Source organism: Cupriavidus sp. MEYA8 (genome assembly GCF_059278825.1).
The window spans coordinates 595,946-621,781 of record NZ_CM181222.1 but is presented as its reverse complement, the minus strand read 5'-3'; the positions used below and the strand labels follow the sequence as shown (position 1 = coordinate 621,781).

Sequence of the window (25,836 nt, the reverse complement as noted above, 5' to 3'; positions counted from 1 at the left end):
GACCGAACGCGAGAACGATCATGACCCGCCCCCAATCCTCCGGCCGCCTGGGCCGCTTCGTCGATGCCTGCGCCAGCGTGCTGATGCACCGGCGCCGCCTGCTGCTGTTGCTGTGCCTGGCCGTGACCGTGGCGCTGGGCTTCTCGGCCACGCGCCTGCGGCTCGATCCCGGCTTCAACAAGATGATCCCGCTGCAGCACCCCTACATGCAGGTGTTCACCAAGTACGCGAGCACCTTCTCCGGTGCCAATACGGTGCTGGTAAGCCTGCGCTGGAAGGGCGACGGCGACATCTACAACGCCGCCTTCATGGACAAGCTGCGCCACGCCACCGATGAAGTGTTCTTCATCCCGGGCGTGGACCGCTCGCGCGTGTTCTCGCTGTTCACGCCCAACGTGCGCTACACCGAGGTGACGGAGGCCGGCTTCCGCGGCGACGTGGTGGTGCCGGGCCGTTTCTCCGGCGCGCCGGACGAGCTCGACAAGGTGCGGCGCAACGTGGCGCGCTCCGGGCAGATCGGCCGGCTGGTCAGCAATGACCTCAGGTCCGCGCTGATCCGCGCGGAGTTGCGCGAGACCGATCCGGCCACCGGCAAGACCATCGACTACGGCTCCGTCGCGCGCCAGCTGGAGAAGATCCGCGCGCAATTCAGCGGCCAGGACGTCGAAGTCAATGTCGTCGGTTTTGCCAAGCTGGTGGGCGATGTCGAGGAGGGCATCGCCGGCGTGATGGGCTTCTTCGCGCTGGCCTTTGCCGTCACGGCGCTGCTGCTGTGGCTGTACACGCGCTCGCTGCGCATCACCGTGCTGGCGCTGGTGGTAGCGCTGCTGCCGGTGGGCTGGCTGCTGGGGCTGCTGCCGCTGCTGGGCTATGGCATCGACCCGATGTCGATCCTGGTGCCGTTCCTGATCTTCTCGATCGGGGTTTCGCACGCGGTGCAGATGACCAATGCCTGGAAGCAGGAGGTGGTGCAGGGGCACAGCCCGCGGGAGAGCGCCAGCGCGGCCTTCCGCAAGCTGTTCATTCCCGGCACGGTGGCGCTGCTGACCAATGCGCTGGGCTTCATGGTCATCATGCGCATCGAGATCGATATCGTGCGCGAGCTTGGCATCACCGCCTGCCTGGGCGTGCTGCTGATGATCGTGACCAACAAGGTGTTCCTGCCGATCCTGCTGTCGTACACGCGGCTGGAGCCGTCGGCGCTGGCACGGTCGCAGGCGCGGCGCGCGCAGGGTGGCGGCGGGCTGTGGCACAAGTTCGGCGCGTTGGCCCGTCCGGCTCCGGCACTCGGCGTTTTCGTCGCCGCGCTCGCCCTGCTGGCGGCGGGCGCGATCGAGTCGCGCGGCCTGAAGATCGGCGATGTCGGCAGCGGCGCGCCCGAGCTGCGCGCGGATTCGCGCTACAACCGCGACAGCGCCAGCATCGTCAGCCAGTACAACATCGGCTCGGATGCGCTCACCGTGGTGGTGGAGCCGACCGGCTTCGACGACGGCTGCCTGCACTACCCGGTGATGAGCGCGGTGGAACGCTTCGAAATGCATATGCGCGGCGTGTCCGGCGTGCAGTCGGTGGTGAGCGTGTCGTCGCTGGCCAAGGTGGTGATCGGCGCCTACAACGAGGGCAACCCGCGCTGGGAGGCGCTGCCGCGCAGCAGCGAGGGCCTGGGGCAGGGCGCCAAGGCCTACGACCCGGACAACGGCATGAACACGTCCAACTGCCAGGCGATCCAGGTGCTGATCTACACCGCCAACCACGAGGGCGCCACCATTGCCCATATCGTCCGTGAGATCCGCCGCTTTACCGCCGCCGACAAGACTCCCAATGTCGCGTTCCGGCTGGCAGGCGGCAATATCGGCGTGATGGCCGCCACCAACGAGGCCGTGGAAGAGGCCGAGGTGGCAATGCTGCTGGCGATCTTCGGCGCGATCACGCTGCTGTGCCTGCTGACGTTCCGCTCGTGGCGCGCGGTGCTGTGCATCATCGTGCCGCTGACGCTGGTGTCGGTGCTGTGCAATGCGCTGATGGCGCGCCTCGGCATCGGCCTGAAGGTATCGACGCTGCCGGTCATCACGCTGGGTGTTGGCGTTGGCGTGGACTATGGCATCTACCTGTACGAGCGCATCCAGCACCAGATCCGCGAGGAAGGGCAGGCGTTGCCGCAGGCATTCGCCGAGGCGATGCGCCAGCGCGGCTCGGCGGCGCTGTTCACGGCGCTGACGATGTGCATCGGGGTCGGCACATGGGCCTTTGCCGCGCTCAAGTTCCAGGCCGACATGGGGATCCTGCTGGCCTTCATGTTCCTGGTGAACCTGTTCGGCGCGGTGTCGCTGCTGCCGGCGCTGGCCGCGTGGCTGGGTGTCGAGCAGGAGGAGCGCGCCCGCGTGAAGGCAGGCGTTGCGGCAGATATTGCGGCAGGCGGAGACACGACGCCGCCCGCGCGTGCCCTCAAGTCCGATGCGGCTTGAACGTCGCGGATAAAAAGCGGAGAGACAGCATGCACGACACCCAGGCATCCGCAGCAACGGCTTTCACGCCGCTGCGCATCGGTCCGCTCACGCTGCGCAACCGCTTCATCAAGGCGGGCGCCAATGAAGGCATGACGCCGCACGGCTTGCCGACGCAGGCGCTGGTCGGGCACCACCGCGATCTCGCCGCCGGCGGCGTGGGCATGACCACGGTGGCCTACGCCGCCGTGGCCGACGACGGACTGACCTTCGCGCACCAGCTCAGCATGCGCCCGGAGCAGGTGCCATACCTGCGCGTACTGACCGACGCAGTGCATCGCGAAGGCGCGGCGGCCTGCCTGCAGATCACGCATGCAGGGTCGTTCACCACCATGCGCCACGGCGGCAGCCGCGCGCCGGGCAGCGCCTCATCCGGTCTCAATGCCTTCGGCATGATGCACGGCGTGTATTTCCAGCGCGCCATGCGCGAGGCGGACATGGCGCGCGTGGCCGGCCAGTTTGCCGCGGCGGCCAGGCTGGCGCGCGAAGCCGGCTTCGACGCGGTCGAGATCCATATGGGCCACGGCTACCTGCTCAACCAGTTCCTGTCGCCGCTGAGCAACCGGCGGCGCGACGCGTTCGGCGGCAGCGTGGAGAACCGCACCCGCTTCCCGGCCGCGGTGCTGCGGCAGGTCAAGGATGCCGTCGGCAACGGACTGGCCGTCTGCTGCAAGCTCAGCGTCAGCGACGGCGTGCCGGGCGGCAACCAGCCCGCGGACTCCGCCGTGACCGCGCGCATGCTGGAGGCGGAAGGGGCCGACCTGCTGACGCTCAGCGGCGGCCGCAACGTGGAAAGCCCGTGGGTGCTGTTCGGCAGCCCGATGCCTACGGCGCAGATGAAGGCCGCGGCCCCGACCGCGCTGGCGCGCTTCGGCATCACCATGCTGGAGCGCAGCACGCCGCGCGACCTGGCGTTCCGCGAGCTGTATTTCATCGAGGCGTCGCGCGTGGTGCGGCAGGCGGTGCACATGCCGCTGGCTTATGTCGGCGGCGTCAAGTCGCTCGACAACGTGGCGCAGCTGATGGCGGAAAGATTCGACTGCATCGCGCTGGCACGCGCGCTGATCCACGATCCCGCGCTGGTCGCCAACTGGCGCAGCGGCGCGGTGCGGCGCTCGGCCTGCGACAGCTGCAATGGCTGCGTGGCCAGGATCTACGATCCCGCCGGCGTCAGCTGCGTGCATGGCCCGGGCAACGATCCGGCGCTGACGCGCCTGGTCGCACTGCAGTAGTCCGATGGGACGATGAGGCAGCGGCCGGAGGCTCTTATCTTGAAGTTCCCACGGGATTTCAAGGAGACACCATGAGCCAAACCGGCATCAGCGGCTACAAGATCGAATCACGCCCGCCCGAGGCCCGCTACGCGCGCGGCTGGCACTGCCTCGGCCTGGCCGACGCCTATCGCGACGGCAAGCCGCACACACTCGATATCTTTGGCAGGCGCCTGGCGGCGTTCGCCGACTCTACCGGCGCCATCCGCGTGATCGACGGCTTCTGCCCGCACATGGGCGCGGACCTCAGCACCGGCACAGTGCAGGGCGACAACCTGGTATGCCCGTTCCACGGCTGGCAGTGGGGCGGCGACGGCGGCTGCAAGTCGATCCCTTATTGCAAACGCGTGCCGCCCAAGGCGCGCGTCGGCGCGTGGCAGACCTGCGAGCAGAACCGGCTGCTGTTCATCTGGCACGATCCAGAGGGCCGTCCGGCGCCGCCGGAGGTGGCGATTCCGCGCATCGAGGCCTGCTTCTCGCCGGAGTGGTCGGAATGGGCCATGGACGAGATGGTGATCCGCACCAACTGCCGGGAGCTGGTAGACAATATCTCCGACATGGCGCATTTCGGCACCGTACACGGGTCGCCGGTCGACTATTTCGCCAATCTGTTCGAAGACCACAAGGCCACACAGCTGATGATCGGGCGCAGTGCCCGGCTGTCGGGCGATGCGCAGCTGACGGCGTTGTCGACTTACTTCGGTCCGGCGTACCACATCACCGACATGAGCGGCCGCATGGGCGACCAGGAGATCCACTCCGTCCTGCTCAACTGCCATGTGCCGATCGACCTGAACAGCTTCGTGCTGCGCTACGGCGTGCTGGTGAAGAAGATTCCGGGGCTGAGCGACGAGCAGAACCGCGCCATGGCGCAAGCCTACGTCGAGCAGGCGCGCCAGGCCTTCTATGAGGACGTGGCCATCTGGGACAGCAAGATCCGCATCGACAACCCGCTGCTGTGCGAAGGCGACGGGCCGATCTACCAGATGCGTGACTGGTACCAGCAGTTCTACACCGACATCGAGCAGGTGCGGCCGTCCAGCGTGGCGCGCCGCGTGATCGAGCTGAACCCGGGCAATATCGTGCCGCCGGCCCTGCGGCACGTGTTCGAGGACTGACCATGAAAACCGCAGTCATTACCGGTGCCGCGTCCGGCATGGGCGCGGCCGTGCGGGCGCGCATGCTGGCCGACGGTTGCCGGGTCATCGGCGTCGACCTGCGCGACGCGGACATTCTTGCCGATCTTTCCACCGGGCCAGGCCGCGCTGCGGCGATCGATGCTGTGCTGTCGCATTCGGACGGCCGCATCGACCAGTTGATCTGCTGCGCCGGCCTGGGCCCGCATGTCGATCCTGCAACACTGGTGGCGTCGGTCAACTACTTCGGCGTGGTGGCGTTGCTGGATGGCTTGTTCGATGCGCTGCGCCACGGGCGGGATCCGTGCGCCGTGGTGGTGTCTTCCAGTTCCGCCACGCTGCAGTGCTGGGAGGGCAGCCCTTTGCGCGATGCCTACCTCGCCGTCGATGAGGCCGGCGTGCGTGCCTTGCTCGAAGCTGCCGCGGCGGCGGAAGCGACGCGGGACCAGGCTGGCTATATCGCCTATGCCAGCTCCAAGCATGCGGTGACGGCAGCTGCGCGGCAACGTGCCGGAGCCTGGGGGCAGGCGGGTGTTCGCCTCAACGTGGTGGCGCCGGGTGCGGTGGAAACACCGCTGCTGCAGGCGGGGTTGAAGGATCCGCGCTACGGCGATGCCATACGCGATTTCCTGCCACCGCTGGGTCGCCGTGCGCAGCCTGAGGAGGTGGCTGGTCTGATTACTTTCCTTTGCGGGCCGCAGGCAGGCTATATGCATGGCAACGTGGTGTTCATCGACGGCGGCGTCGATGCCGCGCAGCGTCCGCTGACGTTCTGAAGCGGTGGCGGCATGTGCCAATGCCGCCTGGTTTGCCCTCGCGACACGGCCGGAAAGCCTTGCCGTGGCATAGGGGGATCAGAACTCGAGCCCGACCTGGGCGGCGACGTTGTGCGATTTGGTGCGGAACAGTTCCGGCTTCTTGACGGGCCAGCCAAGCGTCACTTCGTAAGTCAGCGCCGCATCGTGGCACATGGCCCAGCGCCCGCGCGCCCCGATCACCGCGCCGATCAGTGTCTGGCCCACCAGGAACTGCGCGGAGGGACCGCCTACGTGACCGGCGTCAAAGCCGACGAACGCCTCCTGACGGGCGTTGCCGAGTTGCCAGGCGAGGTCGTTGCGCCAAGTGATGCCGTTTTCGGCCGCCAGGGTGAGTTGCTCATCGAAGCCGCGCACCGAATAGCGGTTGCCGATGGTGTAATAGTCGGATGGCAGGATGCGTGTGCGCGCGTACTGCATGCGGACATTGGTCTGGTAACGCAGGTGCTGGCCAGCCACCTGGAGCGGCACCATCAGACCGGCATTCGCCAGCACGATCTCCGATTTGCCAGCCCAGGACGGATCGCCGAGGACGAAGCCCGGCGCCTTCGAGTGCGCCGGCAGCGATCTGCGCCACGCCGCGCCAATGTCGAACACATTGGCGCCGAAGAACTGGCGGTGTGCTGCGCCGAACTCCAGGCCGACGAAGTCGCGGTGCTGCACGGCGAGGTCGATGCCGTCCAGCGTGCTGCTCGCTGTCTTGCGGAAAACCTTGCCGTACAGGCTGGTCTTGCCCGAGGCATTGCGGAATGGCACATAGCCCAGGCCCGCCTCGATCTGCGTGCTGCGCCCGCCGTAGACGATATCGCCCTCGAAGCCCGCTACGGTCTGGTGGTATTTCGACTGGTTGGCATCGACGAATGCGTTCCAGTAGCCAAACGGAATGCTGTAGTTGATGGCCGACGAGCGCGTGCCGGCGGCGCCGTTGCCGACGTCGGCATTGGTGTTGCCCGAGATCGTCAGGCTGTCATACAGGAACAGCGGCGAATCTACGGTCAGCGTGCCGCCCATCTGGTACTTGCCGGTGGACTCCAGGCCGCCGTTGTCGCCTGTCACCAGCGCATGCCAGCGCTTGCCCGTGCCGGGCTTGACGACCAGATCGGTGTCGCCTGGATTGTCACCGGGCACGAGGTCGATGCCGGCATCGGCCTGGCCCTGCAGGCGGCGCATGTTCTCCATGCCCTGGTCGAGGTCGCGCTGGTTGACCAGTCCGCCGGGACCAGTCGGCAGGGCCGTGCGCCACCAGCCGGGCGTGCCGTCGGCCTTGACGCCGGTGATGCGCCCGGCCACCACGCGCAGGCGCAACGTGCCGCTGGCGAGGTTTTGTTCGGGGATCAGCACGCGCGTGGTCACATAGCCCAGGGCGACGAGGCGTGCGGCGAAGTATTGCTGAATAGTCTCCAATCCCTTGCCGCCGACGCATTGGCCGGGCAGGATGCCGGCCTCGGCGCGCAGCCATTCGAAGTCTTCGGCGCCTTCCCATTCCGCGGTCAGAATCGGGAAGCACGGCGCCTCGGTGGGCAGGATCAGCTGCCCGGTTACGGTGGGTGTCTCGGGCGCGGGCGTCAATACGTCGGGACGGGCCAGGGCGCGTTCACGCGCGGCCCCCTGCTGTTGTTCCTGGCGGCGCTCGATGGCGTCGTTCGGAGTGACGGCCGGGAAGAACGGCAATGCCTGGGCAACCGCCAGCGAGGGGAACGACAGGAGGAACGGGACAAATGGAGAGGTAGCGCGCGCCTTGTGACGCGCGTTCTTGGTCTTGGGAAGCATGAATTAAAATGCCAGAAACATCAAACGGGCTTGCACAACCTGTAACGCTATGCAATCCATTTTTCGTAGGCGAAATAGAGAATCACGCCGAAGACGAATGCAAGGAATAGGACGTAGGAGATCTTTTCCGATCGACTCATCTTCTTCCATTGATCCGGTGTTGGGCCACCGCCGATTGCCATAGTTTTTTCCTTTACCTTGAATTCTCTTTTGTCGGTGAGGAATGACCCCATGGCATTAAGCCAAAGCTGATCCTTCCTGGTGACGCAACGCCAAACTCAATTGCCGTGGCACCGCCGTACGCGTGCGTAATCGCGGCATAACCATTGACGCGGAAAGGTGTTGGAATAGAAATGAAGGCTTGGTTTCCGTCGCCATTTATGAACGAATTGGTATCATTCCCATTGTTTGCCCCGAATATCCAGCCAAAGCTCATTGCTCCACCAAGTGAAAATGAAACTGCGGATGGATTTGTCAGGACCACCCCCGTGGAAAGATACTTCGTGCCGTCATGAAGATTCATCGCTCCGCCGACGGTGCCCGACAATGCTCCTCCGCTGACTGTTACGTAGTCGGGTAGCAAGCCACGGCCACCGGTACCTCCGATGCCAGCGGCACATTCCGCAGTGATACATCCGCTAGCAGCAGGGGTAAACAGGTTCTGCGGAGAAGTTGATGTCGATGCAGTTGACTGACCGAGGGTATCCGTACTCCAGTTGTAGGGCGACATTTCTCCCCCGGTCTTCCCCTGAATATAGGCGGCAAGCCCGGGATCAACGTTGGACTGAACCTGCTGAACCAAATAGCGGCCATTTCCGTTTTCGTCCTGACCCACCTCCCATTTTGCGCCCATGTCGCTGACACCGTTGGGGTTGTTCTTACCATCGACAACCATGCCGCTCGTCACATTCTCGCCACGCAGGGAGTTGCCACCCGCGCGCATCGCGTTCTCGATCTGCTCTGTCGTGTACTTTCCGCCGCTGTCTTTTGCCAGCTTGATCGCCAATGCTCGTTCGTCATTGCCGAGCTGGCGGTTGAAGCGATCCGTAGTGGACGCCGTAGCCGCGCCGGAGCCGCCGCCGAGAACCGCACCAATACTGCCTGCAGCAATATTGGCTGCAAGGTTACCAATCGCTTGATCAAGTTCGCTGCTGCCGGTGCTAACTGCGCTATTGGCGGCGTTAGCCAACTGGCTTAAATTGCCGCCGGCCAAGGATGCCGCGCCCGCGCCAGCCGCTCCGGCCAACGCATTGCCTCCACCCAGGCCGGCGACGAGTGCACCGCCCGCGCTGTGGAGTGCAGCGCGATACTCACCCCCTTCCTTCCAGCCGTCGATATCGGACTGGGCTGCCGCCATGGCCGCCTGGTTTTCGGCGCTCGGATCCTGGCGATACGCCTCCGCAGCAGCCTTGTACCGTTCTTCCGCCGCCGCCTGCTTAGCATTGGCAACCTGACCTACCGTCTTCGCTATTGCCTCGCCCGCCGCCAGCGCCGCAGCCATCGTGTCCGCCTGCTTGTCGAGCACGTTCTTCAGGTCGGGATTCTTTTCCACCGTAGTGTTCGTGGCGGCGGTGTCGCGCTTGAGGCTCGACAAGTCCTGCTTCTGATGCGCCTCGTCTCGGATCGCGATGGTGCCATCCGCAATGGCGCTGAGCGCCACGCCGTCCTGGCTGCCGCTCTCATGCTGCGGGATCATCGGGCTGATGCCGCCGGTGTTCCTGCCCGAGGTCTGGCCGCTGTTCTTCTCGCTGTTCTGTGGGCCAGCGGTAATGCCACCCGAAACGCCGAACGAGGTTGCGCTGTAGTCGGAGTGGCTCCGGATATCGCTGAAGCTGAGCGTGCCGGTGTCGAGCTGGTTCTTGTCCTTGCCGGCGGCGCTGGCGATCACCGCGCCCTTGAGGTCAGTATTGCCCTCCACCCGGATGTCGAAGCCGCCTTCTCCTGCGTAGATGCCCGATTGCTCGCTCACGTTCGCGTAGTTGCCGCTGGCCTTGCCCTGGCTCGCGGAGCCGCTGGCCGAACCGCCGCCCTGGCTGATGCTGAAGCCGCCACCCGTGCTTTCCTGCCGGGCGCGCACCTTTTCGGTGTCCTGGCGGCTGGCAATGTTCAGGTTGCCGCCGACATCGCCCAGCACCTTGCCACCGCTCACCGTGGCGCCCAGGATATTGGTGTCGTTGCCCGACACCAAGGTGACGGACTCCTTGCCGGTCACATGGCTGTTGGCCTGCGTGGCGCCCTGGCTGTCGGCGTTGCCTCTGGCCGTCGAGGCCGAGGCCGAGGCGCCAAAGCCTGCGTTGTTCGGACCCATGCCGTAGGAGACACCGACGCTGGCGCTGCTCGACTTGTTGGTGCTGTGGCTCTCGTTCGTGTCCGTGGCCGACACGATGTTGATGTCATTCTTCACACCGAGCACCACCTTGTTGGCGTCGATGTTCGAGCTGATGATGTTCAGGTTGCCGGCCGTCCCGTTGCCATTGGCATCCACGCCCGTGGCAGTAAAGGCGGTCGTGCCGCCCGCTGACACGTTGGACCCATTGTGAAGGGTGCTGTCCTCGGTAAGGGTTTGCTTGCTCCGGCTATTGCCGAAAGACAGGGTAAGCGCGGCGCCGCCGGCAAGTCCATCCTTGGCGAGCGATGTGGCGGCGTCGTAGGCATCGCGCCCGGCGGCCATGCCCCACAGCGCCGAGGCGCGTCCGTCCTGGCTCTGGCTGGCCGAGATGACTTTGTTGCCCGCATTGATCGCCGCGCCGATGGCGCCGCCCGACACGCCCAGCGTGAAGCCGCTTTGCTTGACCTCATGCGTCTCGTCATGGTGCTGGCGGTTCTGCGCGGCCTCGATGGTCACGTCGGCGCCCACACCGGTGATGTCCTTGGCGGCGATCAGGTCGCTGCCAGTGAGCTTCAGCGTACTGCCCGCATTCATGTGCACGCTGCCACCCGTGGAGCCTACCAGGCTGCCCACTTGCTGCGTGCTGTTGTCGCTGACGGTGTCCTTCTGTTCGCGCTTGCCGTAGGAGAGGCCGGAACCGGTGGCGCCAAATCCGGTCTTCTTCTCCTCCTTGAAGCTGTAGGACGAGGACGTGGTCTCTGCCGTGCCGATGGCGATATTGCGTCCGGCGTCGAGGGTCACGTCGTGCGTGGCGGCAATGGTGCTGCCAGAGGTGTTCAGGTCACGACCCGCCGTCATGTCAACCGTGTCGCCCGAGAAGGTGCTGCCGAGCGCCTCAGTGCGGCTTGCCGCGTCGATGGTATGGGTGGACTTCTTCGACAGGACGCCGCCGCTTTGCTTCGACTGCTCGTCGCGTATCGCCGCGCTTGCCTCAACGGCCTTCACGTTGATGTCACGGGTCGCGCTGACGGCGAGGGCGCCGTCAGCGTTCACGTACGCGGCCTTGGCATTGATATCCCGGCCGGCAACGAGCGCTACATCGTGGCCGATGATCTGTGAGCCGAGCTCCGCGCTGCGCGCCACGCTGGAGCGGTTCTTCGCGTCCGCGACGGCATCGAAGCTCTCGGCGACCTTCACCGTGTCCAGGTTGATATCCCGCCCGGCGCCCATGCCGAGGCTGCCGGTTGCCGTGATGCTGGCCGCCTGGCTATTGATATCCCGGCCCGCTACGAGCACGGCATTGTCCACGTCCACGCTCGCGACGCCGCTTATTACGGTGCGGCTGGCGGTGGATTCGCCGGCCTTGTTGCTGTCCGAGGCTGTGGTGGTGGACAGGTTGATGTCCCTGCCGGCCGTGGCTGCCAACTCGCCGGCACTGATCCTGCCCGCCAGATTCTCGATATCCTGCTTCGCGTGCAATTCCATGTTGCCGGCTGACAGCGTGCCGCGCTCGTTACGGATATTGCCGGCATCGATCAGCATCACGTCGCGCGCCGCGATGGTGCCGGTGTTCTTCACATCCCCGCCGGTCTGGATCGCCATGTTGCGCGCCGTGATCAGCGTGCCGTCGCCCTTGAGGTCGCCCTCGCGCACCTTTAGGTAAACCTGTGGCACCAGCACCTGCTGCGTGGAGCCGTCCGGCAGCGTGACGGTCTTCTCGACCAGCCAGACGATGTCGGTGGTGAGCGCCTGCATCTGCTCAGCGGTGAGTGCCGTCCCAATGGTCAGGGAGAACTGTTTGGCGAATTCGGCGCCCAACTGCATTAGCGCCTTGTACTGGGCCTCATTGTCGGTGTAGTCCCCAACGAAGCGCTGGCCGGTGCCGAGCATCACGGCGTCGGCCACCAGCCGCGCCTCATAGAAGCCGTCGCCCAGGCGCTTGAGGGCCCTGGTCGGGTCCTGGCCGAGCTGGGTCAGCATGTAATCGCTGGACAGCCACTGGCGCTGGTTGGTGAAGCGCGGGTCGGTCTCGATCAGGTAGCGCGCGCCGGGGTCGGTGCGCGTGACGAATAGCGCGTTGCCGGGCATCGCCAGCGACGGGGTGACAGTGCGGATCAGCTCGCCGCCCAGGCGCCCTCCGGCCGTACTGCCGCCGGGATTTAGCGACACCTGCATCAAGCTTGGCGCGCTGGCAATCGGGCCGGTGCCGGCCTTCGGGTCGACGGACGCACCGCTGCCAGGGACCGTTTGCAGATGCTCCTGCGTGGTGCCCGTTGCCAGAACCAGCGGAAGCGTCAGATTGAGCGGAGCCAAGGGGGAGCTGTCGCTGCGCCGGTCCGGTGCGTTGACGCCGCGATTGATGTAGTGCCACGCCTGGGTGCCGGTGCTAGTCTCGAAGCGGGTGCCGGTATAGCCTTCGTTGCGTACTGGTGCCGGCGCGGTCAGTGTGCCGCCGACGGCAATCTCGCTCTTGTCGTTGGCCACGGCCCCGTTGATCGTGGCATTGCCGCCAACCAGCAATCGGGCGGGATCGGTATGCAAGACCACCTCCTCGCGCACTTGCGTCTGCTTGTCCACGGAATAAAAGTTGTCGACAGTGCGCGCGTGAAAATCCTTGTTGAAGGCAACGATCCTTTCGTTTAGCGCTTCATATTTCGCAACATTGGCGCCTTGCCAGTCGCGGTACTTCTGGTATGCGGCATTGCACGCCGGCGGGGCGTCGATCTCGCACGGTGCGGCATAAGGAGGAGGCGCACTGTCGGGACGCTCGACCTTCAGCTTGTCCCAGATCGGGTGGTCGGGTGGATAGTTGTACTGCTGCGTCACCAGCACCGGATTTCCGTTTGCATCCTTCTCGTAGTGCGAGGTGTAGGCCAGACCCAGCGGCGACCACTGTTCTTGTGGCAGGCCGCCGTAGTAGTCCAGGTAATAGGGGTCCTGCCAAGGCATCACTGGTCCGGCCTCGCCGTCGGGGCGGCGCGACCAGTCGAACGGCGGACCGAATTCAGCAAATGGATATTGCTCCGAGGGCAGCAGCAGCACGCGTGCCACGCCTTTCTGGTTGCCATCGCGGTACAGCCAGCCAAGGTCCGTGCCTGGATGGAAGTAATCGTCCTTGCCGCTCCAGTCGAAGATAAGCGCTGTGGTCGGGTCGATATCGTCCATTGACCCCTTGAGGCGGTAGACCAGAGTCCTTTTCACGCCGGTGTCCGTCTCCTGGGCCTCGAAATGGCTGTTTTCGTTGCGGATGCTGGCCGCGTTGATGTTGGCGTCGCGTGCCACATCGATGACGGCCGAGGCGTTGGTGAGCGAGCTGGCCTGTCCCGTGGCTTTGCCCTCGGCGTCCAGCGCACCGCCGACGTTCAGGTCCTGCGACGACAGGATGAGCGCGTGCTCGCGGTTGACGATGTCCGGCGCGCCCAGGTTGACATCCCCGGTGCGCGAGGCGATCACGGCCCCTTTGCCAGTGGCGGCGTCCTGGTCGTTCAGGATCTGCACGCCTGCGCCGATGGCAACAGCGTCCCCGAAGATGCGGTCGGTATTGGTGACCGTCGTGCCGGCCTGCACACGCACCGTGCCGCCTTCGATCAGGCCGCTGTTGGTGACTGCCTCGTCGGCGCGCACGGTGTTGGCGACTTCGCCGTACAACTCCCCCGAGTTGTCGACATTGCGGGCATGTACGTCGATCGAGTTGGCGGACAGCATCTTGCCGCTGTTGACGATATTGCCAGCGGTGTCGAAGGTCAGGTTCCCGCCGGCGGCGAGCGTTTTGGTGTTGGTGAAGTCGTTGGTCAGGTGGATATCAACATCCCCCTTGGACCGCACTGTACCGTCGCCGGAAAGGCTATTGCCAACGATGGCGAGCCGGGTGTCGGCCGCCAGCAGGCCATCGGTGTTGGTGGTGGCGCCGACATTGAACTGCGCGGTGCCGCCCGAAGTCATCTCGCCCCGGGTGTTGTTGAACGTCGCCGAGGCGACCGTCATGGCTGTGTCGGCCCGTAGGGCACCATCGATATTGTCGATGGTGCTGGCGGCGATCCGGACGCTGCCGCCTTCCATACCTTTCGGCGCCGCGTCGGTCCCGCCGAGCGTGCTGCGGTTCACCACCGTGCTCGCTTGAACGTCGAGCAGGCCGCCGGCATGGGCAAAGCCCGCCGTGTTGTCGAAGCCGCCGGTCAGGCGGATTGTCGCGTCGCCTTTCGAGGCGAGATAGCCGCTGTTGTTGGCCAGGCTCCCGGCGGTCACGTCAAGCGGCCCACCGGTAACGAACTTGCCTCCGGAGTTATCGAGGATCGTCGCATTGACCTTAGCCGACTGCTGCCCGGAGACCGTCCCGGCCTGGTTGCTGAAGACCCCCGTGGCGAGCGTCAATGGCCCGTCGGCGACTGTCAGGCCACCGTTGCCGTTGTCGTACAGGTGCCCGTGCGTGTCTGCCACCAGCAGTCCGGTGGACTGCACCACACCTCCGCGGTTGTCGAAGAGGCCCGTGTCGGTTTGGACGCTGGCACCCGAGATCTCACCGGCGTTGTTCGTGAGCGCCTGGCCGCCGGTATCGGCCTTGAGCGCCTGGACTGCCGACAGTTGCCCATGGTCGTTGGTGATGGCGCCGCCGACAATGACCAAGTCCCTGGTCGCCAGGGCCTTGCCGGCGGTGTTGTCCAGAGCGCCATTCAGGGTCAGGTTGTCCTGCACGGAGCCGATCACGCCGCCGCGGTTGGCGATGGTCGCCCCAGCTACAGTCGTCGCTCCGGTGCCGGCTACGGTGGCGCAGGCATTGTCCACGGTATGCGATGCGGCGACGCGCAGTGCGCCGGCACTGGTGATGGCGCCGTTCTGGTTCAACACGGTAGCGCCGCTGACCTGGCCGCCGTTGGTGCCGGCCACGATGGCGCCGCCCCGGTTATCCACCCTGCCGCCGGCATTGACCTGCAAGGCAGTGGCTTCGAGCCGCGCGTTCTGGAGCGTGATGTCACCCGAGGCGTTCAGGGTGGCAGTGTTGTGCGCGACGGTCGTACCGTTGGACAGGTCCAGCGTTGGCGCCGACAGGTTGGAATCGGCCCCGGTGACGAGCTTGCCGCTGGACTGGATGGCGGTGCGCGCGGCAAGGCTGGCCGTGCCCGCGCCGGTGACGCTGGCATTGGCATCGACCCCGGCGCCGATGGTCCCGGTGTTCACAATACGCTCGGCGAAGCCCAGCAGATCCGTGCCGGCCGCCATCGTTCCGCTGTTGGCCAGCTGCCCCGGCGTGCTGCCATTGATGGCGCCGCGCGTAGTGATGGTGCCGGCGTTATCGATGTTGGTCCCGGCAACGTTGGCGCCACCCTCGGACTGCAGGCGGCCACCCGGCACGATGCGCACGTCCCCATTGTTGTCCACGACGATATCGCCAGCGCGGGTTGTGATGCCGCCGCCGACATTGAAGCCGATGCCTTTTTCGGTCCCGATGAGACGTACCGAATTCGCGTACATCGACCCCAGCGCCGCCGCATCCAGCGCGAACTGCGGCGCGGCGCCCGTGCCCGCCTGCGGCGTGGCGTTGAGCGTCGAGTGGTCAATATGGTTCGCGCCTGCAATGGCGTTCAGGTGCCTGGCCCACAGTTCGGCGTTAATGCTGATTGAGCGCGCCAGCAGATCGACCTGCGCCTGCGGGCTGGACAGGCCTGGGCCATCAATCCCGATATGGCCTTCCCGCACATCGAACCCGGTCAGGCTGCCATCGGCCCCAAACACCGGGCGCCCCGTTGAAAGCGTGAAGCGGTCTGCATTGATCACGCCGCAGCCCGAGCAGGTGATGCCCGCGGGGTTGGCCAGGACCAGGTTGGCGCGATTGCCGGCGATTTCCTGCGCCCCTAGCAATTGTGACGGATTGGGTTGCGTCACCTGAACCACGATATTGCCGGCACTGCTGTTGCCCAGCTGCACGTTGCCCTGAACCCAGCCCGCAATCCGGGTCTGCGAGTTCTGGCCGCCGTTGTTCAGCACCACGCCGGACGGGCCTACGTTGTACTGGATGAAATTGTTGACGCTGGTTCCACCGTTGCGTTGGGGCGGGGCGATGTTCACGACCGGGACGCCATTGGACGCGACCCCGACCACCGGACGTTGCCCTGGCACATTCCTGTCCGCCTGGATCGGCAGCGTCTGCGCCGCTACGGGGACGCCCATCATTGCCGTCGTCACAGCGGTGAGCCATAGCACCGGCACGAACGCCGTTGTCGCGCCGCCGCGCGTTCCGCCATGGCGGCCCTTGGCGCATCCCGTCGCGCTTTCGCGAACTGCCACCAGCATGCCGCGAACGGCATTGAATACCAGCCGATAGAGTCTTGTGTTCATGATGGCTCTTGTCTTGCACAGCTTCACCCGGCGAGAACACCGTCCCCGGGCACTGGCATCGCGCTGCCATCGTTGATGTGCACCGGGCCTGGATCGCCAGCGGTCAAAGAAAAGGCGGACGGGTTGAGGTCACCGCCAGAGCAGCGGTGCACGGCAGGAGGCACGCACCGCAATGTGCAAGGGTATCGACGGCAGGCCGATAAGTTGCTGGGACGAATCCGACTTTGAGACGGGAATTTCTCAAAGGTGGGCTTGCGGCCAATCCACGAGGGGCTTATGGCGCATGGCTACGCCGGCGCAGTGGCGAGGGAAGGAGGAAGGAAGGGGAGACGTGGCGCGGCCGGGCGAAGACTCGCCCGGCCGGATCATGCGATGTGGTCAGGTACCCGATCCGCGCGCGGCGTCCGGGGAGAAGAACGCTTCGGTGAACTCAGGGCTGTTGTTCAGCTGGAACATCGGGCCTTCGTTGGTCAGGCGGTCCGCAAAGTAAGCGCCGGAAATCAGGTCATGGTAGAACACCGCGGTCGGATGATAGCGGCGCGCATCGTAGGCGTAGACCGAGGCCTGCAGGTTGGTGCGCCACAGCTGGCCGCGGCCATCGTAGTTGTCGGCGGCGAGGGCTTGCCAGGTGTCTTCGTCGAGATACAGCACGCGCTTCGCATACTGGTGCCGGAAGCCGGACTTGAGCGTTGCTTCCAGGATCCATACGCGATGCAGCTCATAACGCATCACGTCTGGGCTGGCGTGGCCGTTGGCCAGCAGGTCCTTGTACTTGATCGACGTGCTCAGCAGCTTGTAGTTGTGGTACGGGACATAGATCTCCTTCTTGCCGACGATCTTCCAGTTGTAGCGCTCGCCGGAGCCGTTGAAGAGGCGGTCGTCATCCACGGTGCGGAAGCCGCCGGGGCCCTGCGGCTGGTCGAAGCCGAATTCCGGCGCCTGGCGCACGCGCCGCGTGCCCGGGTTGTAGATCCAGGTGCGGTTGGTGTCGGAGCCTTCCTGGTCCCACACGGCATAACCCACGATCACCTGGCCGCGGTCGCGCAGCGGCAGGTCGGTCGCCGTGCGGAAGAAGGAGCGCTCGTTGAGCGCATTGTGCGGGTCGAACTTGCCGTTGTTGCGCGGCGAGAGGATGCTGTACGAGACCCGACCCCATGCGATCGAGCCATTCGGGTAGACCACGGCCTGGTCGTACTGCGCCTTCTCGGTGCCGACTGCCGACGAGAAGCGCTGGTTCCACAGCAGCTCCATTGCCGTCTTCGGGATCGGGTATGGCACCTGCGGGCCCGCGTCCTTCAGGCCGTTGGCATCGCCCGTCATCTTGACGGTGGTGGCGTAGGTGCGGATGTCCTTGTAGACCGTGTCTTCGTAGCGGAAGTCGCGGTGGCTGGCGTACACCGGCATCTTGAAGGTGTCGGGGTACTTCTTGAACAGCGCCTTCTGGCCGTCGCTGAGCCGCTCCGCATACTGCGCCATGTTCTGCGCGGTGATGACGAACAGGGGTTTTTCGTCCGCATACGGGTCCGGATACCGTTCGCCGCGCTGGTATTTGACGTTTGGCGGCGTGCCCAGCCATTTGCCGGCCCATGCGGGCACATCGCCGTCCTTGCTGGCGGCCCGTTCCGCGCCCATCGGCGTCAGGTTGCCGTCAAGCTGCTTGAGGTCCTCGGGGGTGACCTTCGCCCACGATGCCGCGGCCAGTGCCATGCTGGTCACCAGCAGGCTGCCGCGCAGCAGTCTATGTGTAGTGGATGTCATTGCAGTCTCGCTCCTAGGGGAATGGCCGGCGACGTCCGTGCCTGTGGTCACAGGGTAGTGACGGCGCCGCAGCCGGGAATCGTTGGAACGGACTAGTGGATTTCCCTAGCCTGTGGAGCGAGGTGTAAACAAAAAGAGGCCGGGTAATTACCCGGCCTCATAGCAACTGGCGGCCAGCGGCCGCTGGCCGGATCAGGCTTCCATCACTTCGCCGAAGCGCTGCATATGGTAGTCGCTGTCGCCCAGCAACTGGTCCAGCATGGTCAGGCGCTTGAAGTAGTCGCCCACGGACAGCTCGTCGGTCATGCCCATGCCGCCATGCAGCTGCACCGCCTGCTGGCCGACAAAGCGCCCGGCGCGTGCAACCGTCACCTTGGCAGCCGACAGCATGCGGCGGCGCGCGGCAGGATCGGTTTCGTCCAGCGCCTGCGCCGCCACGTAGGCCATCGACAGCGCCAGTTCCTTCTGCACCAGCATGTCGGCCATGCGGTGCTGCAGTGCCTGGAAGCTGGCCAGCGGCTTGCCGAACTGCTGGCGCGTGCCCAGGTATTCGCCGGTGATCTGGATCAGCTTTTCCATGGCGCCCGCGCCTTCGGCGCACAGCGCAGCGATGCCGTGCTCGAGGCCGACGCCCAGCGCCGCCAGGCCGTCGGCGGCCTGGCCCACCAGTGCGCTGGCCGGCACGGTGACGTTCTGCAGCGACAGGTCGGCGGCGCGCAGGCCGTCGATGGTGGGATAGGCGGTCACGCCCAGGCCCTTGCTGTCGCGCGGCACCAGGAACAGCGCGATCTCGTTGCTGCCGGAAACCCGTGCGGTCAGCAGGTAGGCGTCGGCGGCGGCACCGTGCCAGACCACGCTCTTGGTGCCGCTGATCACGTAGCCGTCGCCGCTGCGCTCGGCGCTGGCGCGGGCCGATTCCGGGCGGTAGCGCGTGGTCGGCTCCAGGTAGGCCAGCGTGACGATGCGTTCGCCCGAGGCGATCGCGGGCAGCCATTCCTGCTTCTGCGCGTCGCTGCCGTAGGCGTTGAGGATGGCCGCGGCCATCACGCCGCTGGGCGTGACCGGCTCCAGCACCAGGCCGCGGCCCAGCTCGCGCTGCACCACCAGCTGGCTGGCGGGGCCTTCGCCGAAGCCGCCGAAATCCGCCGGCACGGTCAGGCCCAGCACGCCCATTTCGGCGAGCTTGTTCCACACGCCGCGATCCAGGCTCTCGCCCTGGCGCGCGCTCTTGCGGCGGGCCTCGAAGGTGTATTCGGTATCGATGAAGCGACGCAGGCTGTCCGCCAGCATCTGTTGCTCTTCGCTGTAGGTAAAGTCCATGTCAGCTATCCCTTCAGAAACCCAGGATCATCTTGGAGATGATGTTCTTCTGCACTTCGGTCGCGCCGCCGTAGATCGAGGTCTTGCGCATGTCGTAGTAGGTGGAGGCGGCGGGGGCGGCCCACTCTGGGCCGGACACCGGCTGCGTGGCGCCCGGCTCGAGCCAGTCCGGCGAATACGGCCAGGCGTTGGGGCCGGCCACTTCCATCATCAGCATGCCCAGGTCCTGCTGCACCTCCGAGCCGCGGATCTTGACGATCGACGCTTCCGGTCCGGGCGTGCCGGCGGCCTGCGTGGCGACGCGCAGCAGCAGCATTTCCAGCGCCATGATGTCCATCTCGACGCGGGCGATCTTGTCGCGCATGCGCACGTCTTCGATCAGCGGGCGGCCGGCGCCGTCGGTGGCCTGGCTGGCGTAATGCTTGAGCTGGCGCAGCTCGCGGTGGCAGTGGCCGATGCCGGCAATGCCGGTGCGCTCGTGGCCGAGCAGGTACTTGGCGTAGGTCCACGCGCGGTTCTCTTCGCCGACCAGGTTCCCCACGGGCACTTCCACGTCCTCGAACCAGGTCTCGTTCACGTCGTGGCCGCCGTCCAGCGTCTTGATCGGGCGCACCGTCACGCCGGGCGACTTCATGTCGATCAGCAGCATGGAGATGCCTTCCTGCGCCTTGGCATCGGGATCGGTGCGCACCAGGCAGAAGATCCAGTCGGCAAAGTGGGCCATCGTGGTCCAGGTCTTCTGGCCGTTGACGATGTACTTGTCGCCGCGGCGCACGGCGCGGGTCTTCAGAGAGGCCAGGTCGGAACCGGAGCCCGGCTCGGAATAGCCCTGGCACCAGAAGTCTTCCACGCCCGGGATGCGCGGCAGGAAGCGCTGCTGCATCTCGGGACTGGCGTACTTCATCAGCACCGGGCCGATCATGGTCAGGCCGAACGGCAGCATGCGCGGCGCGCCGGCGCGGAAGGTCTCGATTTCAAAGATCAGGCGCTGCAGCGCGGTCCAGCCGGTGCCGCCCCATTGCGTGGGCCAGGTGGGAGCGCCCCAGCCGTGGGCCTGCAGGATGCGGTGCCAGCGGACGTAGTCGTCCTTCTCGACGCGCTGGTGGTTGAGCACCTTGTTGCGGATGTCTTCCGGCAGGCTGGCCTGCACGAAAGCGCGGACTTCCTCGCGGAAGGCCTGTTCCTCGGCGGTGAAACGCAAATCCATCTGAATGTCCCCTCGTTACGCGGGCGTCCGCTGCTGGCAAGCAACCGGTGCAGCCCTAGGTGTGCCGGCCGATTGTAGGGCGCGGGGCGTTCTCCATTGCTTTATCAATCATAAAGTCGCCCTTCGTGCCGGCGGAACCACCTGAGCCGGGTGGTGGTGGCGTGGACGAACACGGCCTTAGCCAATTCCAAATACCGCGGCGCGCAGCCTTGCCGCAAACTGGCACGGCCTGCTCAAGTGCGTCGGGGTGCATTCCGGCGCATTTGCCGCCGGCAAGCATCGCCAACCCAGCCGTATCCCGAACGAGCCCAGCCGCATGTCTTCCTTCCGCCCCGAATACATCCACGATATCCCCGGCCACTGGGCCGCGCAGACGCCCGCCGCGCCTTGCCTGTTCGAAAGCGGCGCGGTGATCAGCTATGGCGAACTGTGGCAGCGCATCGAAGCGGCGCGCGACTGGCTGGCGGCGCAGGGCGTGGGCGAAGGCGACCGGGTCATGATGGTCGGCGAGAACTGCAACGAGATGGTGGTGACGCTGTTCGCCAGCAGCCTGCTGCATGCCTGGCCGATCCAGGTCAACGCGCGCTTGTCCGCGCGCGAAATCGACAATATCCGCGACCACGCCCAGCCGGCGCTGGTGCTGTTCACCGGCCATGTGTCCGACGTGGCCGCCGCGCACGGTGCGCGGCTCGGCGCGCAGGCCAGCGCCTGCCCCGTCTTTGCCGACGGCATGCTCGCACTGCGCGCAGCCAGCGCGCCGGAACGCGTGGCCAGCGAACAGGCGCGCCAGGTCGCGACGCTGATCTATACCTCCGGCACCACCGGCGCGCCCAAGGGCGTGATGGTGCCGCATGTCGGCCTGACGCACTTTGCCCGCATCTCCGCCACCTCGCGCGACATGGGGCAGGCGGACGTGGCCTACGGGGCACTGCCGATGTCGCATATCTTCGGCATCGCCACGGTGCTGATGGCTACCCTTTACGCCGGTGCCAGCCTGTTCCTGCGCCCGCGCTTCGACGGCAACGACGTGTTCGAGGCGCTGGCGTCGCCCGGCGTCACCATCCTGCAAGGCGTGCCGACCATGTTCACGCGCATCCTTGCGGTGGCGGCGCAACATGGGGCAGGCCCGGGCAAGTATCCGCGCCTGCGCTACCTGTACACCGGCGGCGCGCCGCTCGATCCCACGCTCAAGCGCGACGTAGAAGCCCTGTTCGGCCAGCCGCTGCACCATGGCTACGGCATCACCGAATATGCCGGCTCGCTCTTCATCACGCGCTTGGACGCGCCGCGTGCCGACTGCTCGGCCGGGCATATCGTCGAAGGCGTCGAAATCGAGATTACCGACGATGCCGGCACGCCTCTGCCCGCAGGCGAGCGCGGCCAGATCCGCGTGCGCGGTCCCGGCGTGATGCTTGGCTACTACCGCAACGCGGAGCAGACGGCTGATGCGCTGTTGCCGGGCGGCTGGCTCAACACCGGCGACCTGGGCTACCTGGATGCCGACGGGGCGCTGTTTATCTCCGGCCGCTCCAAGGACCTGATCATCCGCTCGGGGTTCAACGTCTACCCGATCGAAGTCGAGTCGGTGATCAACGCCTTCCCCGGCGTGCGCCAGTCGGCGGTGGTGGGGCGCCCCGCCAGCGACGGCAACGAAGAGGTGGTCGCCTTTATCGAGACGCAGGAAGGCGCGAGCGTCGATCCCAAGGCGCTCGACGTCTACCTGCGCGAAAGCCTGGCACCGTACAAGCGCCCGGCCGAGATCCGCACCGTCGATGTCATTCCCACTACTGCCAGCGGCAAGCTGCTCAAGCAGCCGCTGCGCGCGCTGCTGGACTGAGCGCCTGAATCCCTTTACCGGGCTGGCGTCATACGCCGGCCCGGGCATTTCAGCCCTATCTGGAGGAGACAACAATGAAAACCTGGACCACACTCGCGGCACTGACCACGACCCTGCTGCTGCAGGGCGCGGCCTGGGCGACGGACGCCTACCCGTCGCGGCCGGTCAAGCTGCTGGTGGGCTATGCCCCCGGCGGCCCGGTCGACACCGCCGCGCGCATCTACGCCGAGCAGCTGGGCCGCGTGCTCAAGCAGCCGGTGGTGGTGGACAACCGCGCCGGCGCCAGCGGCGCCATTGCCGCCGACATGACCGCCAAGGCGACGCCGGATGGCTACACGCTGTACTTTGTCGCCAGCCCCACCATGACCATGACTCCGCTGATCCAGCGTTCGGTCAACTTCAACCCGGTCAAGGATTTCACCTACATCGGCCTGATCACCGACTACACCAACGTGCTGCTGGTGAACAAGGACTTCCCGGCCAGGAACGTCGGCGAACTGGTCGACTACGCGCGCAAGCATCCGCAGGACGTCTCGTTCGGCTCGGCCGGCGTGGGCGCATCGAACCACCTGTCGGCGGAACTGCTGGCGCAGATGAATGGCGTGAAGATGCTGCACGTGCCGTACAAAGGCAACTCGCCGGCGATGGCGGACGTGATGAGCGGCAAGGTGACCTTCATGTTCGATATCACCGGCACCGCCATCGGCCATATCAACGGCGGCAAGGTGCGCGCGCTGGCGGTCACGTCGAAGACGCGCAATCCGGCGCTGCCCACGGTGCCGACCATGATCGAGTCGGGGCAGAAGGACTATGACCTGACTGGATGGTATGCCCTGATCGGGCCGCAGAAGCTGCCGGCGGATGTGGTCGACAAGCTGGTGAAGGCGCAGAAGGCCATCGGCGACGATCCTGCTTATCGGCAGCGGATGGCGGCGGGTGGGTATGACGTCAATGTCAGCACGCCGAAGCAGCTTGGGGATCGGATCCAGCGGGAGCTGGCGCTGTGGGGTGGGGTGGTGAAGAAGGCGGGGATTCAGGCGGATTAAGGGGGATTTTGGGGGCGCTACGGTTAGCTCGGCGTCCTTTCGCCGTGCCCGTGCATGGCGCCTTTGATTGTCGGCCGTTGAACCAGGCGGTTCAAACTGCGACAACATTTCACCAGTGCCACAGATCAAGTCGTGGCCCGAACCCGCAATTCTTCGCAACATGGAGCTTGGCCGCTTCTGAAACTGCCTTGACGTATCGATCCTTCACAATCTGCGCCTTGATTGTGAACGGCAAGCGGCTCTAGACTGACTGGGCTCCTGACACAGCAGGAGCCGGGAGTGAGAACCTGGTTAACGCTACCTCGTCTTCGACCTTACGGAGGTCAGTAATGCTCCAATCCAGCCTCGAACCCGACGCCTTCATCCCGCCTCGACTAGATGATTCGCTTTCGCGTTTCAGTCCCGAAACCCGGCGCGCAGCGCGTGAGGACGCGCTACCTGTCCCCCGGCAACTCTTGTTATTGAATCTGCTGGATCAAGCCGATGCGATTGTGCGAGGCGCGGCCTGCGTACTGACATTGGTGACACACAGCGATTGCGACGCACAGGAAGAAGGAAGCGTAGTCTTGCGGGCGACTACGCTGGATGCCTTGCGAGAGCTCTGCCGGACCTCACTTGAATTGCTGGCCGACAGGGTAGAACAAGTCGCGGAGGGAATTGAGGACGCGATGCCCGGGTAACCAATCGAGGTTGGGCGCTGATTCCCTGAGATGGCAGGCGCCCTTCATGCTCAGAGAATCAGCGCCTGCAGCATCCGCCTGCGGCCCTCGCCCCTTTACCCTTCTATCTCAGCCCACCCCTGCATCGCCTGCCCACCAGCATCATCGCCCGTCCAAAGCACCAGCCGGCCAGCCTGCTCCGGATCGGCCGCGCCGCCAACGGTGATGGTGTCCTGATCAAACAGCGGCGCCAGCCCCCGGAACCCAAAACGCTTCACGCGCGCCTGCGGCTGCTCGCGTGCCACCAGGTCCAGCATCAGCATGGCCTGCATCGGCCCATGCACCACCAGGCCGGGATACCCTTCAACATCGCGGGTATAGCTGCGATCGTAGTGAATACGGTGGCCGTTGAAGGTCAGCGCCGAATAGCGGAACAACATGACCGGGTCGGCCTGCAGCGTGCGCTGCCATTGCGCGGTGTGTTCCAGCCGCGGGCGCGGCGGCTGCGGCTTGGACGGGTCCGGCATGGCGCGGTAGACGATGTCGTGGCGCTCGTTGATCGCGGTCTTGCCGTTGACGGTCAGTTCATGGTCGACCGCGACGAACCACAGTTCGCCGCTGCGGCCGGTCTTGTACTGCACGTCTGCGATGGTGGAGGTGCGCGTGACGGTATCGCCGATATGCAGCGGATGGCTGAAGGTCAGTTCGCTGCCGGCCCACATGCGGCGCGGCAGCGGCACCGGCGGCATGAAGCCGCCGAGGTGCGGGTGGCCGTCGCGGCCGATGTCGCGTTGCTGCGCGCGCGGCAGGAAATACAGCCAGTGCCACAGCGGCGGCAGCGGGCCGGCGGCGACCGCCTCGGGGTCGAGGTCGAAGGTCGCGGCCAGGCCGATCACCGGTTCGGGCGACAGCGTTTCGGTGCGCGATTCGCTGCGGCCGATCCAGCCGCGCAGGCGTTCGAGTTCGGAAGTGGCGTCAGTCATGGGCTTGCAGGTTCGGGGTGGACAGGAAAAGCGGGGCGCTATTGCGCCAGCGCCAGCAGGCGTTTCGCCTGCTCGATCACGGGCCGGTCGACCATCTTGCCATCGACCTGCACGGCATGGCTGCCGCTGGCGGTGGCTGCGAGGACGCGGCGGGCCCAGTCGAGCTGTTCTGCGCTGGGCAGGAAGCCTGCGCGCACCGCGCCCAGCTGCGCCGGGTGGATGCACAGCTTGCCGGCAAAGCCGAGTTCGCGCGCGTAGGCGACGTCGCTGGCCAGCACGGCTTCATCCTTCAGCGCGGTGGTGACGCCGTCCACCGGCGGCGGCAGCCCGGCCACGCGCGAAGCCAGCACGATGCGGGCGCGCGCGAACGCCAGCGCGTCGCGGGTGTGGCTGCAGCCGAGGTCCACCGCATAGTCGAGCGAACCGAACGCCAGCCGTGCCACGCCGCTGGCCGTGGCCACCGTGTCGACCTGGTGCAGGCCTAGGGCGGTCTCGATGATGGCGACCAGCTCACCTTGCGGATTGATGGCGTGCAGCGCCTGCGCGATCTGTGCCAGCGCGGCGGCGTCTTCGGCCTTGGGCACCATCAGCCCGGCCAGCGCCGTGCCGGCCGGCAGCGAGCGCAGCCAGGCCAGGTCGGCGGGAAACGCGGGCGAGGCGCTGTCGTTGATGCGGACCATGGCGCGCGCGGCGGGCTTGCCCGCCAGCCACGCGCCGATCGCCTCGCGCGCGGCGGGCTTGGCGTCGGGGTGCACGGCGTCCTCGAGGTCGAGGATCATCATGTCGGGGCCCGCGGCGGCGGCCTTGTCAAAACGCTCCGGCCGGTCGCCGGGGACGAACAGGTAGGTGACGGCAGTAGTCATGCAGC

Annotated in this window: 14 protein-coding genes; 7 read left to right on the top strand and 7 right to left on the bottom strand. The window is 66.0% G+C overall.

Annotated elements, in window-relative coordinates:
• The first annotated feature begins 20 nt into the window (after positions 1-20).
• From AC5WJ1_RS19905 to AC5WJ1_RS19890, 4 genes are all read left to right on the top strand, one after another.
• Positions 21-2,465 (top strand): efflux RND transporter permease subunit, encoded by a 2,445-nt coding sequence (locus tag AC5WJ1_RS19905; protein WP_135703624.1) that lies wholly within the window; start codon positions 21-23, stop codon positions 2,463-2,465.
• Between the two features lie 29 nt (positions 2,466-2,494).
• A complete protein-coding gene (locus AC5WJ1_RS19900; protein WP_135703625.1) occupies positions 2,495-3,736 on the top strand; it encodes an NADH:flavin oxidoreductase in 1,242 nt (413 codons plus the stop codon).
• Between the two features lie 71 nt (positions 3,737-3,807).
• Complete coding sequence (locus AC5WJ1_RS19895; RefSeq protein ID WP_133094861.1) at positions 3,808-4,893, top strand: 3-ketosteroid-9-alpha-monooxygenase, oxygenase component; 1,086 nt, start codon at positions 3,808-3,810, stop codon at positions 4,891-4,893.
• A 2-nt stretch (positions 4,894-4,895) separates the two neighbouring features.
• On the top strand, positions 4,896-5,687 hold the full coding sequence (locus AC5WJ1_RS19890) for an SDR family oxidoreductase (RefSeq protein ID WP_135703626.1): 792 nt from the start codon (positions 4,896-4,898) through the stop codon (positions 5,685-5,687).
• 78 nt (positions 5,688-5,765) lie between these two features.
• On the opposite strand, the gene AC5WJ1_RS19885 is transcribed toward AC5WJ1_RS19890, so the two are convergent.
• The 5 genes from AC5WJ1_RS19885 to AC5WJ1_RS19865 form a co-directional block, all read right to left on the bottom strand.
• Positions 5,766-7,496 (bottom strand): ShlB/FhaC/HecB family hemolysin secretion/activation protein, encoded by a 1,731-nt coding sequence (locus tag AC5WJ1_RS19885; RefSeq protein WP_135703627.1) that lies wholly within the window; start codon positions 7,494-7,496, stop codon positions 5,766-5,768.
• Between the two features lie 193 nt (positions 7,497-7,689).
• A complete protein-coding gene (locus tag AC5WJ1_RS19880; protein WP_135703628.1) occupies positions 7,690-16,158 on the bottom strand; it encodes a hemagglutinin repeat-containing protein in 8,469 nt (2,822 codons plus the stop codon).
• A 378-nt stretch (positions 16,159-16,536) separates the two neighbouring features.
• Entirely contained in the window at positions 16,537-17,916 is a 1,380-nt protein-coding gene (locus AC5WJ1_RS19875) for a DUF1329 domain-containing protein (RefSeq protein ID WP_135703629.1), read from the bottom strand.
• Between the two features lie 192 nt (positions 17,917-18,108).
• Positions 18,109-19,236, bottom strand: coding sequence for an acyl-CoA dehydrogenase family protein (locus AC5WJ1_RS19870; protein WP_135703630.1), 1,128 nt, complete (start codon positions 19,234-19,236; stop codon positions 18,109-18,111).
• Between the two features lie 13 nt (positions 19,237-19,249).
• Complete coding sequence (locus AC5WJ1_RS19865; protein ID WP_135703631.1) at positions 19,250-20,443, bottom strand: acyl-CoA dehydrogenase family protein; 1,194 nt, start codon at positions 20,441-20,443, stop codon at positions 19,250-19,252.
• A gap of 316 nt (positions 20,444-20,759) precedes the next feature.
• On the opposite strand from AC5WJ1_RS19865, the gene AC5WJ1_RS19860 reads away from it, so the two are divergent.
• From AC5WJ1_RS19860 to AC5WJ1_RS19850, 3 genes are all read left to right on the top strand, one after another.
• Entirely contained in the window at positions 20,760-22,280 is a 1,521-nt protein-coding gene (locus tag AC5WJ1_RS19860; RefSeq protein WP_135703632.1) for a class I adenylate-forming enzyme family protein, read from the top strand.
• Positions 22,281-22,354: 74 nt separating this feature from the next.
• Complete coding sequence (locus tag AC5WJ1_RS19855; RefSeq protein ID WP_135703633.1) at positions 22,355-23,326, top strand: Bug family tripartite tricarboxylate transporter substrate binding protein; 972 nt, start codon at positions 22,355-22,357, stop codon at positions 23,324-23,326.
• A 329-nt stretch (positions 23,327-23,655) separates the two neighbouring features.
• The gene (locus tag AC5WJ1_RS19850) at positions 23,656-24,006 is read left to right on the top strand and encodes a hypothetical protein (RefSeq protein WP_135703634.1); all 351 of its coding nucleotides are present in this window, start codon (positions 23,656-23,658) and stop codon (positions 24,004-24,006) included.
• A 95-nt stretch (positions 24,007-24,101) separates the two neighbouring features.
• Here AC5WJ1_RS19850 and AC5WJ1_RS19845 read toward each other — a convergent pair whose 3' ends face one another.
• Positions 24,102-24,968 carry an HTD2 family dehydratase gene (locus tag AC5WJ1_RS19845; protein ID WP_135703635.1) on the bottom strand — a complete coding sequence of 289 codons (867 nt, stop codon included), beginning with the start codon at positions 24,966-24,968 and terminating at the stop codon, positions 24,102-24,104.
• 38 nt (positions 24,969-25,006) lie between these two features.
• Complete coding sequence (locus tag AC5WJ1_RS19840; RefSeq protein WP_135703636.1) at positions 25,007-25,831, bottom strand: HpcH/HpaI aldolase/citrate lyase family protein; 825 nt, start codon at positions 25,829-25,831, stop codon at positions 25,007-25,009.
• Between the last annotated feature and the right edge of the window lie 5 nt (positions 25,832-25,836).